This is a genomic window from Paenibacillus naphthalenovorans, from assembly GCF_900099895.1.
Lineage (GTDB): Bacteria > Bacillota > Bacilli > Paenibacillales > NBRC-103111 > Paenibacillus_G > Paenibacillus_G naphthalenovorans.
In genome coordinates, this window is sequence record NZ_FNDY01000043.1 from 18145 (window position 1) to 33557 (window position 15413).

The window sequence follows — 15413 nt, forward strand, 5'->3', positions numbered from 1 at the left end:
CTTTAGTTTACTTTCAGCTTGCGCATGACGCCCGCTGCTTTCGTTGCTTTGAGAGCTACGGCTGCAACCATTTCGACTTCACCCTTCTTCACTGCTCCGGCAGTACTAAAGTCAGGCAACCAGGTACGCACAGGCGGTTGTCCGGCCATCGAAATACCGTGAAAACCATCCATGCCAAGTCGAACAGCGTACAAGCTCGTTTCCCCTGTTGTAGCATTGATTGGGATGACAAGAGTGTTCGTCCCCGGCTTTTCACCCACATCAACGAGCGGAATTCCGTCGTATGTTTCGATATTCCGTCCGAAATCATCTTTCGTTTCCGAATACATCCCTGCTCGGCGGGCACATGCACGGATCTTGGCACGGAGTTTGTTGTTCATCAAGAGTCCCGACGGTTTGCCATCCAGACCGCTCAAGAATTCGTCGATTGCGTCCAAGAAATACTTGTAATTGGTATCGATCGCCGCGGACGTGGACAGGTCAATTGCAGTCGTCGGATTGTATTCTGTAGAGCTGGCCGCAAGGGCCTTTTCTAATCCATCAAACGCATTAGCATCGACCGCGCTATCGCCATTGATGACGGTATCGTTAAATAGCGCCTGAGCTGCCTTAACTTTTTGTTGCATTTGTAGGGCAACCTCGCTGACAATGCCGCCCATATTGGCGATGATCCGGTCGATTTCAAATGCTCCACCGAATACCTTAAGATCAGCGTTGTATCTTTGCTTGGTGACTTCTTGCGGCGCGTATTCCGTATTGACCGCACGGAAGCTAGCTGTCGGCTGGGTGATTAAACGGGTGTAGCCGTACGTCATCGTGGCACCGCCACCGGTCGGAGAAACCACGTCATCAAACGTGAGATTGTTTAGAAGCCAGTTTGATTTACGGAATTCGTCGATAACTCCAATTTGCAAATCGTCTTGCACGTTTTTCTTTGCTTCTGCCAATGTAACGGGCATTGTTCTTTACCTCCAAGTTTTATTTTTGGGTGCTGATATAATGCGCAGCAACCGCTTCGGCAAGGCTTTGCGGCTTGGGTGGATCATTTTTATCAAGACCATCAGCCGGTTTGGCGCCTTTGAACTGCGGTTGTTTGGTCTTGTCGTCCGGCTTTTCGACAAACAAAAAAGCCTTGCTCGATTGCAGGGCTTTGATTTGATCTTCCAAACCGCTTTTGATGCTGCCGGCATCGTCCAGTTCGATTTTCGTTTTGTCCAGCAGACCGGCCACGATATCTGGGTCATGTACCTTTCCAGAGAGGACCAGTTTAACCGCTGTATTTAACCTCAGTTCTTTGACTTCGGCCTCATACTTTTCTTTTGCCGCCTTGTTATCCGTCTGAAGCTTTTCGATTTGCTCCTTCAGGGCAGCGTTATCGCCGGCGGACTTTTTCAAATCGTCAAGCTGTTTGTCACGATCTTTCAAATCCGTTTCAAGCTTCTTCCTCGCTTCCGACAAGTCGTTATACTGACTTTTCGGAACAAAATGCTTCGGCAGCTCTTTATTGATTTCGCCGATCGTTTCATCCAACTTGGACTCGTCCAATCCAGCTTTTTTCAACATTTCTTTCAACCAATCCATTTATGATCATCCTCCATAGATTTTTATAGCTGCTCTCCAGCTGAGGGATTAGCCGTTATGCTCCGAGCTGAGCACGCCTAGTTTAACGCCATACGACAGGGCATAAGAAAGGGCCCTGGTTGTCTCATCCAGAGCCCAAACAAAAAGCACCCTCGTTAGATTCGAGAGTGCTTCTTATGCTTTCTTTTCTTGTTCTTCGTCCTCATCGAAAACCTTTCGAATAAAATCCTGAACGAACTCTTCGCCTTGTTTATCGAAATCAAGATTCAGCGGACGATCGTCAAAACCTCCGATCTTGTTTTCTTGCTCCTTCGAATTCTTCGACATACGTCCACCCCAATTCTTTCGCAATTTCTTTAAGCACAGTGTTATCCCAATATTCCTCTTTTGCCGTTATAGACATCGTACCATACTGCTTTGATTTTTGTAAATCTGCATCGACTTTACGAGCTACCTGTAACATGATCTCTTTCAACATGATTTGATCCACGGTGTTTCCGTTCGTTGAGACAAAGGATACTCCACCGTCATGACCAACTGCAATAAGATGAGAGATTGATGGGTATTTACCAAGATTTATAATGTCTTTAATATTAATCCTTGTCCCACGAGGATGATTATGGGTGACGATCACGGAATTGGCTGGTGCTTCGAGCAGCGCTTTATGCATCTCTTGACTAAATTTAACTTTATCGATAGTGCCTGTGGTTCGTCCCAGTTCATCACCCGTTATAGAATCTAATACAACTGCAATTTCTCGGGATTCTTTGTATCCTTGCCGGGCAATACTGCGGTTAAAATCGGCGACTTTTTCAAGCACCGATTCAGATACACCAGGAAGATCCGCATAATAGCTTGCCTTTGGGTTATATTTACGATTGAACCCGCCTTCCGGTTCCATGAGTAACCCGGATTCATCGACATAATTCTTTTTCCACTCGGGATATGTAATATCCCCCCGAACGTAATATGTCTTCCCTTCCTCATCCTTTGCGATCCGTTCACCCACATTGATCTCATCTTCAAAGTACGGTACAACCGTTGTCCGGCAGCGAGTATGGAAGGGTGGATAATTGACCCCTACTTGCATCTCATTGAGATTGAATACCCGACCATCCATGCCTCTGCATACTTGGCTGGTTCGTCCGTCTAATGTGGCCAGAATCTCGTATTGCCTGCTGATGCCGCTGGCCTTGTATCCGGCCATCGTCGCTTGGCCGGCGAAAAACGCGCTTTCGGTCTGTACAAGCCGCTCCGCATTGGAACGCGATACACTCATACGTTCCATCAGGTCTTTAACCGTCTTATCAACCTTATCCCCACGGATAAAAGACTGAGAAAGCTTTGTCCGGAGCTCATTGATAAGCTTATCCCGGTCTCCCCATATTCGTTTACTCCAGTTCGAGCCTGCGAATTCGGTAGACAGGACTGTTTCAAGCCCTTCAGCATTCACTTTGGCAAAGGAGATTCCTAATCCATTACCTTTTTGTATCTCGAAAAGGGTTCGGTAATAAGTATCCTCGTAAATATCGCCCAACAGCTTCTGAGCGCCTCGCTGACGGTTCTCAGCCAACATTTCGACCTGATGCTTGATCTGAACAAGCAGCGCCTCAAAACGGCTGATACGCGTTTTGTAATAAACGTTATTAAGCTCTTGCGTCCATCGGCCATCCTCATTATTTTTCGCTTTACTCCGAAACTCCGAAAGCGTCATCTTGAACTCTTTAAGTTCATTGCCGGAGAGGAGCTGGCGCGCCTCTGCCATACTGATCTCGTTATTGATCGCGAACCGTTGATAGAACACCTCGATGTCCCGACGAATACTCTGCATGGCCCGGTCATACTCACGTCTTAAATCCGCTTCATACTGGTCCGCTTTGTCGTATTGCCTTTTAGCGATCTGCTCACTGCGCTTCCGCCAGTATTCAGCCGATTTCATGTCGCACCAACTCCGTCAAAAGGCTGTTCACGATTTGGATCACGACTAATTTCTTCGTAAGGATCCGCTGTTTCTGCCTCTCGTTGTTTCTCCATCCGTTTCATCTCATCCTTTGTATTTGTAACCCATGGATGGTTTGCGACGATTGTCTCATCCGAGATGATGCCGACGCTATTCTTGGCGTTCGTGATTGCATCGGTTTCGTTAATAAGAATATCGCGGTTGAAAATGATTTCGACGTCCTCGTTACTAAAGTCGCCTATACCGCTGTTGTTCAAATGTTGATCAATAAACCAAAGAAGCTGCTCCAAACTGGCTTGAAACTCGGTTTCGATAATATTGGCATCCATGTCGAGATCCGCGTATAAAAATTTGAGCGATATGCCAGATGGACTACTTCCGAGATCCGTAGCTTGCGTATCCACGCCCCGGCCGAATTCATATATGTCCTTTCGCAAGAGCTCGAGGTGATTTTTCATTGCTTCTGTATTGATTTCAAGGTTGAGAGTATCTACACCGCCTCCTCCCGTGACTTTTACGGCCCGGTACGCCGCTAAGTTCTGCCTGAACTTAGCCAAATCTTCATCATCGTACTCCTTCAGCACATAGATCGAATTCGGTAGATCCGTTAGGTTATTGCTGTTGTCTGAGGTTTGAAGGTCGTAATCGTCCACAAGTGACTTAATGAACTTGATTAAAGGTTGTTCCTCATCATTGTATTTGAAACAAACAAACGGAACTCGCTCCCAGTTGTAATGTCGCTCTTTACCATCGGCATCGACAACAGAAAAATGACTGTCAACATCACCAGCCTCAACATCGGGGAGTAGCCCTGCAGATGTATTTAGTGTTGAATCTCCGGTTCCCATTACATAACGTCTTACACCCTCATGGTTCCAGAATTCTACTTTGGTGACGATTTTTTTAGTCGTCCCCTCATAAGTCTCCACCTCATAGACCCGGATTATCGCATCTAGCTGAGTATGAGCAGCATCTTTCCATAGAGGTATGACCTCATTTGGCGGCAGACGCTTGAAGGCGAGTTTATTTTCGTCATAGTAGACTTGTAACCACCCGCGGCCTTTGTTGATCGCGTCCTTGCCTATATTTTTCATCAGCCGTAGGAATCCTTTATCAAAAATCCCTCTTAACGCTTCGTCGTAGGTGTTATTCTTAGCTTGGATCGATATCGGCTTAGAAAGAAGATATCCTACCTTCTGGTCAACCAATTTGCGGACGATAGAATGTACTAGTTTGTTGTTTGCAAGATTCTTGTCCTCAACCTGCTGCCCGTCCATTCCAATAACTAGCCGTTTACGCTTTAGTATGTCGTGATCGCCTTCGTAATACTTTTGCCCAGTGACCATCCAGCGGAGCTCATCAGATTTCTTCCAGGAATCGATCTCCATTTTAATGATTTGCTCGGTCGTCATGGCCGATGCTGCACCAGCGGCTAAAATTTTGCTGATATCCAGTTGTTTCACCTCCCTTTTCGGCAGACATATGTACAAAATATTTGTTTTTGTGAATATGTCTAAAAAAGAACTCTCGATATTCGGCCATTTTTAACCGTAATCGGCGATTTGCCTTCCGTGAAACAATCGAAAAAATAGGTCAAAAATCGAGATTCACGATCTTTGATTTTCTCCCGATTTCTCCGTTTTACATGCTAATCAAATGAGACGCCTGAAGGCTTGCGAATTTGCTCCATAGCATACCTCAATGCGTCCAAGGCGTGATTGAAATCGTCAATCGGCCGGTTCAGGAAACGCCCACTTTTGTCCTGGTCCCATACATAACTTGATAGCTCCATGCTAACGTTTGGGCAGCGGAATTTATGAACAATGATTTCGTATTGCTGCAAATACTGAATCCCTGTATTGACGCTATCGGGTCCTTTATCAGCTGGCCGTATCCGATGTATCCCGTACCCTCGGATTTCGTCGATGGACTTTGGTTCCGATGAATCCGCAATGATCCGCTCTTTGGCATACCCTTTACGCTTAATCATCTCGGCAATCTCGTTATTTTTCATGGCGTGCTCATAGTGCTCATCGAAAATGTACAGCTTTTTCAAACTCTTGTTTACGAGAGCTGCAACAAATGCGCTCGGGTCGTTCGTATATCCAAAGTCCAGTCCAAAGATAGCCTTGTAACCTGGAAGCTTGGCAATCTGTAGCCAATCGAATTCTTCCTCACGCCAATTTTCATATATGGCCCCCTCTGCGATGCCCCAATTCCCCTCACCCTCGACGCGGTGTCGTTTGGGCTTTTGCTCGCGCATCCATTCGAATAGAGCCCGGTCATCATCACCTAAGAACTCATTGCATTTATAAGTGGTGGTCAAAGCCAATGTATTCGGGTTTTCGGCATCAAAAAAACGCCGTTTCAGCCAGTGTTTTTCATTCCACGGGTTGAAAGTCAGCGTCAGTTGTTTGAAATATCCCTCGGGCAGCTCGCCGCGAATGGACATATCCACCTTATCAAAATCATCTTCATTCAGGATCTGATAGGCTTCTTCTACCCATACCCAGCAAAGATATCCGGTATCTACCGTTATCGACGTGATGCTCATAGGATCGTCAAGGCCACGGAATAGGATTTTCTGACCTGTCGGTTTATAGACCGCCTCAAGCGGGCTCTTCTTGAATTGCCATAAATGAGATACCCCTAAGCGGTTCGCTGCCCATTTGAGCTGTGCCCAGGTCGAATCCTTATGCGTATTGAACGTCTTCCGGATAACAAGCATATTTGCTAAGGGCATGCGCATCATGTGGTAGATATGCCACAATGCAGACGTAACGCTTTTTTTGGAGCCCCTGCCACCTTTGACCACACGATAACGACCACGAAAGCGCCAAAACTCAGCATATCCCTTGCCGATAGTCTGCTGTAGGCTGATTTCCTTACTCATGGACATCATCCTTAAAGATAACCGGGTCCGGTATCGTGTCCTTATTCAGCTGCGTCACTTCTGCCTTCAGCTTGGCAATCCGGAGCCGCTGTTCCTCCTGTATCTCGTCAGGTGGAATAGCCCGCAGCATATCGTCATATTGCCTGATCATAGATGAAAGTCTACTCATCGCCGCAGATTGAGAAGTCAGGACCCTGCCTTGCTTATCCCAAGCATGCTGATACTCCCACTCGATCTCCTCAGTTGAACCACCATCTTTCCCACCAAAATAAATCGTCTTTTGCTTTTTGAGCACCTGTGTCTCATCCTGCTGATCCCGCACAAACATAATCTTCTGCGATCTTACAAGGTTTGTCCATGCGATACGAATCTGCATCCACAGCATGTCGAGCGGCGATAATGTTTCCGTTGCATCGAAAAGCTCCAGTGTTTCGGGATCGTCCGGGAGGAATTTACGGAATAAGCCATGTTTAACAGCCTTGTCGTTACCTGGCGGGCCACCTTTACCACCCTTGTTGCCCTTTGCATTCTTATTCCCTTTAGGCGCACCACGTTTCGGTTCCGGCAGATCGTCCCATTTATCAATGCTTTTCCACTTACGGACCATAGCTGCGCTGATACCCAGCTCGGCGGCGATTTCAGAAGGCTTCTTTTGTTTTCCACTTTCAAACCATATTTTGAGTGCGCGTTTTCTGTCCGGGCTTCGTTCCCTCGACATTACATCCCACCTCACCCCCAAAAAGTCTATGCATCGTTTATGCAAAGACATATGTATAAAATCCTGAATTTTGTACAGAAGTACATTCCTGACGCAACGCGGAAAATCGCATAACGGCGTAGTTTCCAAGCTGTTTTCCATTCAATCATTTATACATCGTTTATGCAGAAACCCGAAATCCCGCGTCATTACGGCTTTTCTTAAAATCAGCTGCGGATCCTGTTTGCTGTTGTTAATGGTCTTTTCGCCCCGTTTATACAGCGATTATGCAATTATAGGATGGGCTTGCCGAGCAGATAAACCTTCCCGTTGATGACGATGTAAAGGGGCCGTTTGCATTCCGGGCACCAAGCATGTACATCATCGCCCAGCGTTTCGCCATGCCATATCAAACGTTGCCCGCAGCATTCGGTAATGAGGAACTTGGAGAGGTGTTTTGACGGCTTTGGAGCGCTGTTTGAAGCCACAAAACATACCCCCCTCATTTTTTGAGTTGGTTTTCACGTTATTTTACGATCAACCATTTACTGTATTTACTTACAGATAACTTACATATTTCACAACAGGAATTTTTTGCCTCAAAACCACCTAAAAAAGCCTATTTTATTCACTTCAATGTAAATTGAGTTGCAGTGAGTAATGTGGTGAAAAGTCAATAAAATCAAGGCTAAATTATTACTTGAAAAAATGAGTGCGACATTAGTTGATTTATGCGTAACTCAGTTCATCTACTGCCCTGTCTGCCATGTCCTGAGTGATGCCGATATAGCGCAAAGTGACCGTTTCAGAGCTGTGGTTAAACATTTCCATTAGTAACGCTAGATTCCTCGGATTATGCATGTACAAGTGGTAGCCCCATGTTTTCCGCATGGTGTGGCAACCGATGTCACGGAGATTAAAATGCCGGGCAGCAAAGTTAAGCATTTTGTAAGCCGTGCTGCGATGTAGAGGCTGCTGTCTCAGCCCCGATTTGATTTTCCGGCTGCGAGCAGGGAATAAGAACTCTTCCGGCTGCTTTCCCTTTATATAGGGATTCAACGCCTCACGCAGTTCAATATTGATCTTGATCATTTTCGGCTTATTAGTCTTGCCTTCCCGCAGCACGATATGAGTTCCAGACACGTCCGAGACGCGCAGCCAAAGTATGTCGGAGATTCGAAGGCCGGTATAGATGCCTGTACAAAATAGAACATAATCCCGTTGATTCCGTCCTTTTAGGAAGCTCTTGATGCCTTCAATTACTCGCTTATCCCGGATCGGCTGGACGATGTTCATGGAATAGTCCCTCCATCTGTTCGGGGTAGCTTAATCCTGTCATTATGCATTTCCGCCCAAACAAGTCCTCTCGGGATATCGAAATCAGACTTTCCGTAACAAGTGGTGAGCAACATGCTCGATCGAATAATGTAATAGGCCCACCATACACCATCAAAATTAACAAAGCGTTTCTTTTTGGTATGGTAATTCTTTTCTGCGAAAAGATCCCGGCATCGTTTCTCTAATTCATTCCAGCCGATCATCTCAACACGTTCCGTGTATCTTACGTAAGCGTGATAGCTCAACTCGATTTGCGTTGGATCATTCGATTTCATAGCCCCTTTCACTCCCAAGAATGATATCCCGGCATTATGGCTTACCGGTAGACCTCTCACCAATGCTCAAGCCAATGCATACTATTTATTATCCTCCAGAAAGGAGGGAATCCACGATGACAGCTGTACAACTCACCTTCACGTATCGTGCCGTCAATGTCACTATCATCGTCTGGTTCGTTTAAAAAACGAAAACCAGCGGTTCGGGAAAAGAGAAGAAAAACGCTCTTTCCTGAAGCGGGATTAAAAGCAAAATATACATAATTGAGTACCGGGTAATTAAAAAAAAGAAGCCATCAAATGGCTTCTCGTGTTAACCTTATCCCTTCCGCAGCAACCTGAAACCTCAGGCCACTGAGCAAGGGACAAAAAAGTCCCTTACTTAATATGAGGCATCTTACCCCACAAGCTCGCGCTACACCCTTGCGACAAGGCGCTAAGGTCAATGGACCGTTCAGCGTAACCGAGAGCCTATGGTGATAAGGGTTCGATAGGCACCACCCCGGTGTCTCCACCGTATGTAATGCCAATTTATCACCAAAATAACCCTCGAAAGTCTCAAAATAGTCTCATTTCATCTCCAACCAATTTTTTTTGCAATTTCTATTACAATTTCATCCCGCCAACGGATTGCCGTAGCTCGTCCTACATCTAATTCAATTGCAACCCCGTCCCAAGTAAGTAGTTGCGGCCTGGTCCAGTATCTTAGCTTAATGAGTTTCTGTTTTTCCTGTGGCAACTGGCCAACCACATTTTCTATCGCGTCGGTTATATGTTCCATTTGTTCAAGCATTCGATGCTTCATGATTTTAACCACTGTCTGTTCACTTTGATCATTCAAAAGCTCATTCTTTATTTTGACGATTTCTTTTTGTGTATCCTGAAATGAATATAGTTCCGATTCCACATGCTGGAATGTTCCCTTTTTGATTGTTGTTTGTTTCAACATTAATCACCCCGCTACACTCATGTCTGTAGAATCCGCCTTCCCCGACTTAAAATCCCATACTCATTTGGATCGGTTGTTCTTTCTTAACTACCAATTGTTCTGCCGGCTTATACGGCCATCTCTTTGTCAGCTCGTCCAGCATAGCTCCGAGCACACCGAACCACTCTTTCAGGTACTTTTCCTTCATCTCGTCATAAGCCGCTTGTGACTCCCATGCGATCCGGCCCGTTGGATCGATATCCGGCCGCAATACCCAACGACTCTCACCAAACTTTAACCGGGTACCGCCGCAGCGGAACCCGTTAAGTACGGCGCAGATCTCGTCATCATATTCATGAGCCAGCTCGAGCAACGCGGTCCATAAGGCCGTGTCTTCTTTGAGATCCGGGCGCGGGTCGATCCAATGCGGGAGAGGCAAATGCGCAGACGTCTGCGCATTTGATTGTCCAATCGTTGGACAAACGGTAGACGTCTGCCGATTTCCCTCAGAACCTAGCGACGTCGCCAGGTTTAACCGGAAATGTCCCGACGTCGCGACATTTGATATTTTGTTCAATTCCTCTCGCAGCTTATTGATCCGCATCTTAACCGGTTCATATTTAGAGTCGTTAGGCTGCAGTGTAGCGAGATAGGCTTCCCCATTCTGGATACGTTCTTCTAAGTCAGATCGTTTGTCCATTGTGGTTCAGCTCGTATTGCCCCACGTATGCTTGAAACTCTGTTATCAACCCCTTGTGCTGAATAAACGATAGAAGAATGTTCTGATTCAACTGCGCCGCATCGATAACCACTTCCTGGGTTTGTTTATGTTCCTCCTCAACCTTCCACTGCATTCGTAATCCCTCCCGTTGCCGGGATTCATGGTATTCAAGAACTCCCTCGTTCACGATATCCAAGTTTGCAAATGGAATCAGGTCTCGTATAAACCTGCATTTCTGATCAAGGTAAGCCCCATTAAAATCAACCCTATCAATTTCCGCCAGTTCATAAACCGCCTTGCAGAGCTCATATACTTGCCAAACGTTTTCCGGCTGATCGTGGCACATTAAACGACGATAACCGATCTGCATCAAAGCACGTTCCCGGGCGCCCTTCTCCCCTTCTCGGAGGGATTTGAACCAAGCGTCGATTGCTTTCAAACTTGGTAACGGCTGGCTCCGTTTTAAAAGATCAATGGACTCAACTGGTTTTATCAATTCACATTGACTATCCTCATGAAACTGTGCGATCATCGTTTATTTCCCCTCTCCTGATTTAGAAATCCCATTCCCTTGCTTTATATTCACATCTGAGAGCTTCGAGGATGGAATTGTATGTTTCCGTCTTTACTCTCTCGTATTCGGTCAAATTATTATGCTCAAGTAGTTCTACGGCTTTCTTCTGGCTCTCGAAAATACGGTCATATTCTTGTTCAGATCCCACATATCGAACAGGCACTTTTCCGTTCATGATCAGGTAAGCGAAATCGTCATCGGATAAGTCATCTACGAGCCGATCGATATTCTCGATGATGAATTCCTCATAAGCGTTTGACATCCCGCCACCTTTTACAGCAATCCGGCACGCCTGCAGTACAACCGCCTTGTACTCTTCTCGCAGATCCCTCAAGGAAGCACCTCAGTGATATACATGCGCGGTTTGTTGAAGCTTAGCCAAATCGGTTTTTTCTTATCACCCCGGCGCGCCTTCTTGGATACCAGCTTATGAGTCGCTCGGAACGGCGCACTCGCCGTTTCCTCCTCGTCCAGTGGAATCAGGAAGAACATGCCGTCAGCTTCATTTGCCATGGCCCTAGCCCCTTGAAGCTTGCCTTCCTCGGTGAGTTGAGCGATAAGGATGCAAGCTGCATCCAGTTCTTGAGCCAACTTTTTACATTCCTTTGCGATGTCGCGCATGATCTGCCATTCTTGTTTGCCTTTGCTGTTTTCCAGTTCCATCCGACCAACATAGTCAATGACCAAAAGATCGAGCTTTCCATACCTAGTTTTGAATTGACGAGCGAGCCCCCTGCTTTTCTCTGGAGTCAGTACCGGCAATTCCGATATATACACGTGTGATTGGGTATAACTCTCGAATGCTTGCCGGATCATCGTCCGATCCTCTGCCGTAAGTTCCTTGGCACCGGTGTAAATGTGCTCAAAATCTCTGTTTGACATTTGGGCAACGAACCTAAACACAATTTCATCCGGATCCATTTCAGTGTTTTGGTAATAGGTCCGGTAATCCTGGTGGATGCTGGCGTGCCGAACGATGTTTTGGGCGAGCGTCGTTTTTCCTTCACCTGTTTCAGCTGCTACAATCAGCAGATCCCCACCTTTGAGTCCTTTCATGATCCGATCAATGCCTGGAAAGCCGTCTATGCTCGTTTCTCCATTTCGCGTAGTTTCACGTGAGAGCTTAATGCCGTGTGTCTTTTCATTGCTTTTAAAGCGCCGCTCAAACTCTTCTGCAGCTTTTCTCCCTGCTTCCTCCGGAGTAATGATCTCCTTGGCCCCTTCTTGGACATTAACGTGGAGGATTCGACTTTCGATGATGTCGGTGATTTCACTTAGGGTCCGTTCTGACTGGCATATCTCGGCGATATCCCGTGCCGCTTTCCAGTACGATCGCCGTATGTACAAGTCGTGAAGTTTGTCCAGCCAGTGCTTGAAGGATGATTCAGTAACCGCAGCATTTTTTAGTGCCAGAAGCTTTTCATTGGGAAGCTGATTCCGCAGTTCCTTATAGACGATGGTGAACGTTGGGCGCCCCTTCTCCGACATAAGCCGGATCGAATCGAAAATAACGGCGTTGTCAGGATCGTCGTAATGAGCCGTCGTCATAACCGCTAAACCCTCATGAAGAATTTTGTCCGATAGCAGCAATCCAGCGAGAGCATTCACTTCCGTTTCGTAATCTCTCAGCATGTCATTGGCCCCCTCATATCGTCCGGCGGATCAAGGGGAACGATTTTGTCAGGGTCGAATTCCGCTCGAGCTCGGCTGATGATGTCTGCCGGGGTAGGTACGAATCTGCTTTCTCGAAAGTGATCGAGCAGATATTTCTTAGCATCATTAAAGCTTATTTCGCCAAGGATCTCCCGCCAACTATCGGCCGCACCTTTTGGCGGTTGATAAGACGGGACAAAGTGGTGTATGAGAAGCAGAAGCTTCCCTGCTTCCTCTTTGGTCATAAAAGGTTTACTCCTCTCTAAGCGATGCTAAATATGCCTCTTCATCGAATTGTTTTCGGCCTACCTGTGAAACTGGCAACCGTAGGCTTTCGAGTTTACTCTCTGCCTCTTCCTCAGACGTATTTCGTAAGATTCCGAACGTGTATTCCTCTTTGAGCTTTTCATATTTCGGGTTACTCATATGCGTCCTCAGCGCATATTCGATTCGGTTATATGAAAATTTGCTGAGATATTCATAAATCTTCAAAACGACACTTTCCGAAATCTTATTGCTTTTACGTGTTCTGCTGATGAATTCTAGATATTGATCGACAACAGCCAGCAAGTCTGAAGGATATCGGGTCCGGAAATTGAAAATTTCCGTGGATAAATCTTTTATTACTTTACTTTCCTTTACTTTACTTTCCTTTACTTTACTTTGTGGTGTTTCTGTATACGTAATGTTGCTTTTATCAGAGTTATTGAAAGCATTTACTTTGTTTCCGTCAGCATTAAATATAATGATTGTGATTTTGTGTTTTCTGCTTAATTCCTCAACATCAACCAAAACGTAATTCTCGATCATGCAGATTTCCTTTCGACGTTTGGCAGCTTCGATATACCTTTTCTGAAATCCCTTCGAAGTAAGAATCTTATGATCGTCAAATAATTTTTGTTCAAAAAAACCCCAGTTAATGCATTCATTAATGACATCATTAATTGTATTAATGTCTACATTAACTCTACGAGCAAATACGTATTGTTCCTTTTCTCCCCAGTCGTAGAAGTAGCCGTTTTTATAAATTTCGGCCATTAATCTTACAATGATCCCGAAACCTTGCATTCCAAATTTACCTATTGGAACGATAAGCTTATCATCTTGGTCAATATCTACATCTAGAGGAAAATATTCTAGACCTTCCTTTTGCGGCCGCGCCAAAGATCACCACCTCACTCCCTCCAACCCATTTTCTCAATCCGGTTGTAATTCTTTCAAAAATCTATACCCGGCCAAAAAGCCTTCTATATACGCACCATCAGCCAAAAGCACAGATAACTCCCCGAGTTCAGACTCTAGGTTAAGAAGCAGATCTTCATTTTTTTTATTTCCCGATTCTCCGATCTGCTTCAGAAGCTTGTCCACTTTAGTTCTCTGTTTGACATATCTTTCCTCACACTCAACACCAAATCCGTCCGCGGCTTTCAAATGTTTGCGGGCCATTTCCTTTAGAACTTGGTTCATGCCTTCTTCGTAAAACTTTTCCGCTGCTTTATAATGATCAATCGGCACGTCGATTTTATGTTTATCCTGGACGGCGGACATTTTGTCATAAGAAATCACAGAAATTCTGCTCACGATAAGTTTGCCTCCCCAAAAGCGGCATCCATCAGCTTTTCATAATCCCCGTACGCTATCGCAAGACAAAGTGCGCCAAAAAAAACATGAATTTCCTTTTCATCTACAGTAGGCGATAATACAGACGCCAACTCCTCTGGAGCCGAACGGAGATTCTCAGTCGTGTGCTTACGCCAGTCATAATTGAGATGCACATACCTACCGGTATAAGCTGTCATATAGTCCTCAGGGATATCGCCGAAAAATCTGCGTAAAACGGTTAATAGTTCAACCTCTTCCTTGATAGTGGTTGTCATGATATTTTTCCCTCCTCAGGAGGCACTCTTGACTCCAAAACAATGCTAAGCTATAATGGCATGCAAGAGCTTTGCCTCGTGATATTTATGAAATCCCCTCGGCCGTCCGCCAAGATCAGCGAGGAGGTTTCGGATAAACAGACTCTCTCAACACTAAATTGAGGGAGTTTTTTATTTGAACATTGCAACCAGAGAAACCAAAATGAACGCCATTGCCGGGCACCATATGTACATGAACAAGATAGTGCCAATCAGCTCCTTACGATTCATCTCAATCTCACCCCTTCAAACCTTGCATCAGGTTCATGACTTCCATGTCGTCTCGAATATAATGTTTATAGGTCCTTTCAATCCACTTGATACCCTCGTCTTTGCTAAACCGTCTGATCTCCTGCTTGATCGCTGCAGCAGTCTTTCCGTATTTACGCATTGCCAGCAGTTTGTAGTAGCCATCCATAAACTGGATCGCTTTAGGATTCTTTTCGTCAACCATTTCGACATACGTCCACTTAAGGAGCCCACGGGCAGTAATCAAAAGTTCCTCTTCCCCATCTTTTTCGTGAAAATCAACGCCTTGCTGGTATATCGGCTTACTTACGTTCTCTTTCTTTAACCGTCTCATCGTTACGCTTGGTGCATTCACCTGCGCTTCATACGAAATAAAATGCACATTCCGTTCGTAATCCGCGTCCCAACCATCTTTCTCAAATGCCTCAAGCGTCATCCTTACCCCTGCCGCGGCCTCCTCGATAGTCATGGGTTCAGGGTAGGTGTTAAATTTCTCACCTGTGTACATGGTGACTACGTATTTAGAGTAAGGGTCGTCTTCCTTAATGGGAAAAACAAATATCTTACCTCCAAACTGCTGCCGAAAGTTTTCTGCTTTTTTCTCGATCTCAATTATGTTCAAGTAAAT

19 protein-coding genes are annotated in these 15413 nt (G+C 45.6%); all 19 read right to left on the reverse strand.

The genetic code is table 11. The features are described 5' to 3' along the window. Positions 1-2 precede the first annotated feature (2 nt). A complete protein-coding gene (locus BLT35_RS23910) occupies positions 3-959 on the reverse strand; it encodes a major capsid protein (protein ID WP_074729953.1) in 957 nt (318 codons plus the stop codon). A gap of 19 nt (positions 960-978) precedes the next feature. Further along, the gene (locus BLT35_RS23915; RefSeq protein WP_074729954.1) at positions 979-1581 is read right to left on the reverse strand and encodes a phage scaffolding protein; all 603 of its coding nucleotides are present in this window, start codon (positions 1579-1581) and stop codon (positions 979-981) included. 280 nt (positions 1582-1861) lie between these two features. Next, the gene (locus tag BLT35_RS23920; protein ID WP_074729955.1) at positions 1862-3520 is read right to left on the reverse strand and encodes a minor capsid protein; all 1659 of its coding nucleotides are present in this window, start codon (positions 3518-3520) and stop codon (positions 1862-1864) included. Continuing rightward, the gene (locus tag BLT35_RS23925) at positions 3517-5004 is read right to left on the reverse strand and encodes a phage portal protein (RefSeq protein WP_254777655.1); all 1488 of its coding nucleotides are present in this window, start codon (positions 5002-5004) and stop codon (positions 3517-3519) included. The genes BLT35_RS23920 and BLT35_RS23925 overlap by 4 nt, the downstream gene beginning before the upstream one ends. 185 nt (positions 5005-5189) lie before the next feature. Then, positions 5190-6434 carry a PBSX family phage terminase large subunit gene (locus BLT35_RS23930; RefSeq protein ID WP_254777656.1) on the reverse strand — a complete coding sequence of 415 codons (1245 nt, stop codon included), beginning with the start codon at positions 6432-6434 and terminating at the stop codon, positions 5190-5192. Continuing rightward, entirely contained in the window at positions 6427-7152 is a 726-nt protein-coding gene (terS, locus tag BLT35_RS23935) for a phage terminase small subunit (RefSeq protein WP_074729957.1), read from the reverse strand. The genes BLT35_RS23930 and terS overlap by 8 nt, the downstream gene beginning before the upstream one ends. Positions 7153-7424: 272 nt before the next feature. After that, positions 7425-7619, reverse strand: a complete 195-nt coding sequence (locus BLT35_RS23940) for a hypothetical protein (RefSeq protein WP_074729958.1) — start codon at positions 7617-7619, stop codon at positions 7425-7427. Positions 7620-7860: 241 nt separating this feature from the next. Next, the gene (locus BLT35_RS23945) at positions 7861-8427 is read right to left on the reverse strand and encodes a site-specific integrase (protein ID WP_074729959.1); all 567 of its coding nucleotides are present in this window, start codon (positions 8425-8427) and stop codon (positions 7861-7863) included. Continuing rightward, entirely contained in the window at positions 8424-8744 is a 321-nt protein-coding gene (locus tag BLT35_RS23950) for a hypothetical protein (RefSeq protein WP_074729960.1), read from the reverse strand. The genes BLT35_RS23945 and BLT35_RS23950 overlap by 4 nt, the downstream gene beginning before the upstream one ends. Positions 8745-9318: 574 nt before the next feature. Continuing rightward, complete coding sequence (locus tag BLT35_RS23955; protein WP_074729961.1) at positions 9319-9693, reverse strand: DUF722 domain-containing protein; 375 nt, start codon at positions 9691-9693, stop codon at positions 9319-9321. A gap of 46 nt (positions 9694-9739) precedes the next feature. Further along, positions 9740-10372: a hypothetical protein gene (locus BLT35_RS23960; RefSeq protein WP_074729962.1), complete on the reverse strand. Its 633-nt coding sequence runs from the start codon at positions 10370-10372 to the stop codon at positions 9740-9742. Further along, positions 10356-10925 carry a hypothetical protein gene (locus tag BLT35_RS23965; protein ID WP_074729963.1) on the reverse strand — a complete coding sequence of 190 codons (570 nt, stop codon included), beginning with the start codon at positions 10923-10925 and terminating at the stop codon, positions 10356-10358. Before BLT35_RS23965 ends, BLT35_RS23960 begins: the two co-directional genes overlap by 17 nt. Positions 10926-10947: 22 nt before the next feature. Continuing rightward, a complete protein-coding gene (locus BLT35_RS23970; protein WP_074729964.1) occupies positions 10948-11301 on the reverse strand; it encodes a hypothetical protein in 354 nt (117 codons plus the stop codon). After that, a complete protein-coding gene (locus BLT35_RS23975) occupies positions 11298-12599 on the reverse strand; it encodes a replicative DNA helicase (RefSeq protein WP_074729965.1) in 1302 nt (433 codons plus the stop codon). Before BLT35_RS23975 ends, BLT35_RS23970 begins: the two co-directional genes overlap by 4 nt. Beyond that, the gene (locus tag BLT35_RS23980) at positions 12593-12865 is read right to left on the reverse strand and encodes a replicative helicase loader/inhibitor (RefSeq protein ID WP_074729966.1); all 273 of its coding nucleotides are present in this window, start codon (positions 12863-12865) and stop codon (positions 12593-12595) included. Before BLT35_RS23980 ends, BLT35_RS23975 begins: the two co-directional genes overlap by 7 nt. A 7-nt stretch (positions 12866-12872) precedes the next feature. Next, positions 12873-13784 (reverse strand): DUF4373 domain-containing protein, encoded by a 912-nt coding sequence (locus tag BLT35_RS23985; protein WP_074729967.1) that lies wholly within the window; start codon positions 13782-13784, stop codon positions 12873-12875. Positions 13785-13817: 33 nt separating this feature from the next. Beyond that, positions 13818-14168 (reverse strand): hypothetical protein, encoded by a 351-nt coding sequence (locus BLT35_RS23990; protein WP_175472052.1) that lies wholly within the window; start codon positions 14166-14168, stop codon positions 13818-13820. A 29-nt stretch (positions 14169-14197) separates the two neighbouring features. Further along, positions 14198-14497, reverse strand: a complete 300-nt coding sequence (locus BLT35_RS23995; RefSeq protein WP_074729969.1) for a hypothetical protein — start codon at positions 14495-14497, stop codon at positions 14198-14200. 277 nt (positions 14498-14774) lie between these two features. Continuing rightward, on the reverse strand, positions 14775-15413 hold a 639-nt coding region (locus BLT35_RS27225), incomplete at its 5' end, for a hypothetical protein (protein ID WP_175472053.1).

Excerpts from the sequence above, each read along its gene's own strand:
- BLT35_RS23910 (WP_074729953.1), bottom strand. The coding sequence starts at position 959 with ATGCCCGTTACATTGGCAGAAGCAAAGAAAAACGTGCAAGACGATTTG.
- BLT35_RS23915 (WP_074729954.1), bottom strand. The coding sequence starts at position 1,581 with ATGGATTGGTTGAAAGAAATGTTGAAAAAAGCTGGATTGGACGAGTCC.
- BLT35_RS23920 (WP_074729955.1), bottom strand. The coding sequence starts at position 3,520 with ATGAAATCGGCTGAATACTGGCGGAAGCGCAGTGAGCAGATCGCTAAA.
- BLT35_RS23930 (WP_254777656.1), bottom strand. The coding sequence starts at position 6,434 with ATGAGTAAGGAAATCAGCCTACAGCAGACTATCGGCAAGGGATATGCT.
- terS (WP_074729957.1), bottom strand. The coding sequence starts at position 7,152 with ATGTCGAGGGAACGAAGCCCGGACAGAAAACGCGCACTCAAAATATGG.
- BLT35_RS23945 (WP_074729959.1), bottom strand. The coding sequence starts at position 8,427 with ATGAACATCGTCCAGCCGATCCGGGATAAGCGAGTAATTGAAGGCATC.
- BLT35_RS23950 (WP_074729960.1), bottom strand. The coding sequence starts at position 8,744 with ATGAAATCGAATGATCCAACGCAAATCGAGTTGAGCTATCACGCTTAC.
- BLT35_RS23955 (WP_074729961.1), bottom strand. The coding sequence starts at position 9,693 with ATGTTGAAACAAACAACAATCAAAAAGGGAACATTCCAGCATGTGGAA.
- BLT35_RS23960 (WP_074729962.1), bottom strand. The coding sequence starts at position 10,372 with ATGGACAAACGATCTGACTTAGAAGAACGTATCCAGAATGGGGAAGCC.
- BLT35_RS23965 (WP_074729963.1), bottom strand. The coding sequence starts at position 10,925 with ATGATCGCACAGTTTCATGAGGATAGTCAATGTGAATTGATAAAACCA.
- BLT35_RS23975 (WP_074729965.1), bottom strand. The coding sequence starts at position 12,599 with ATGCTGAGAGATTACGAAACGGAAGTGAATGCTCTCGCTGGATTGCTG.
- BLT35_RS23980 (WP_074729966.1), bottom strand. The coding sequence starts at position 12,865 with ATGACCAAAGAGGAAGCAGGGAAGCTTCTGCTTCTCATACACCACTTT.
- BLT35_RS23990 (WP_175472052.1), bottom strand. The coding sequence starts at position 14,168 with ATGTCCGCCGTCCAGGATAAACATAAAATCGACGTGCCGATTGATCAT.
- BLT35_RS23995 (WP_074729969.1), bottom strand. The coding sequence starts at position 14,497 with ATGACAACCACTATCAAGGAAGAGGTTGAACTATTAACCGTTTTACGC.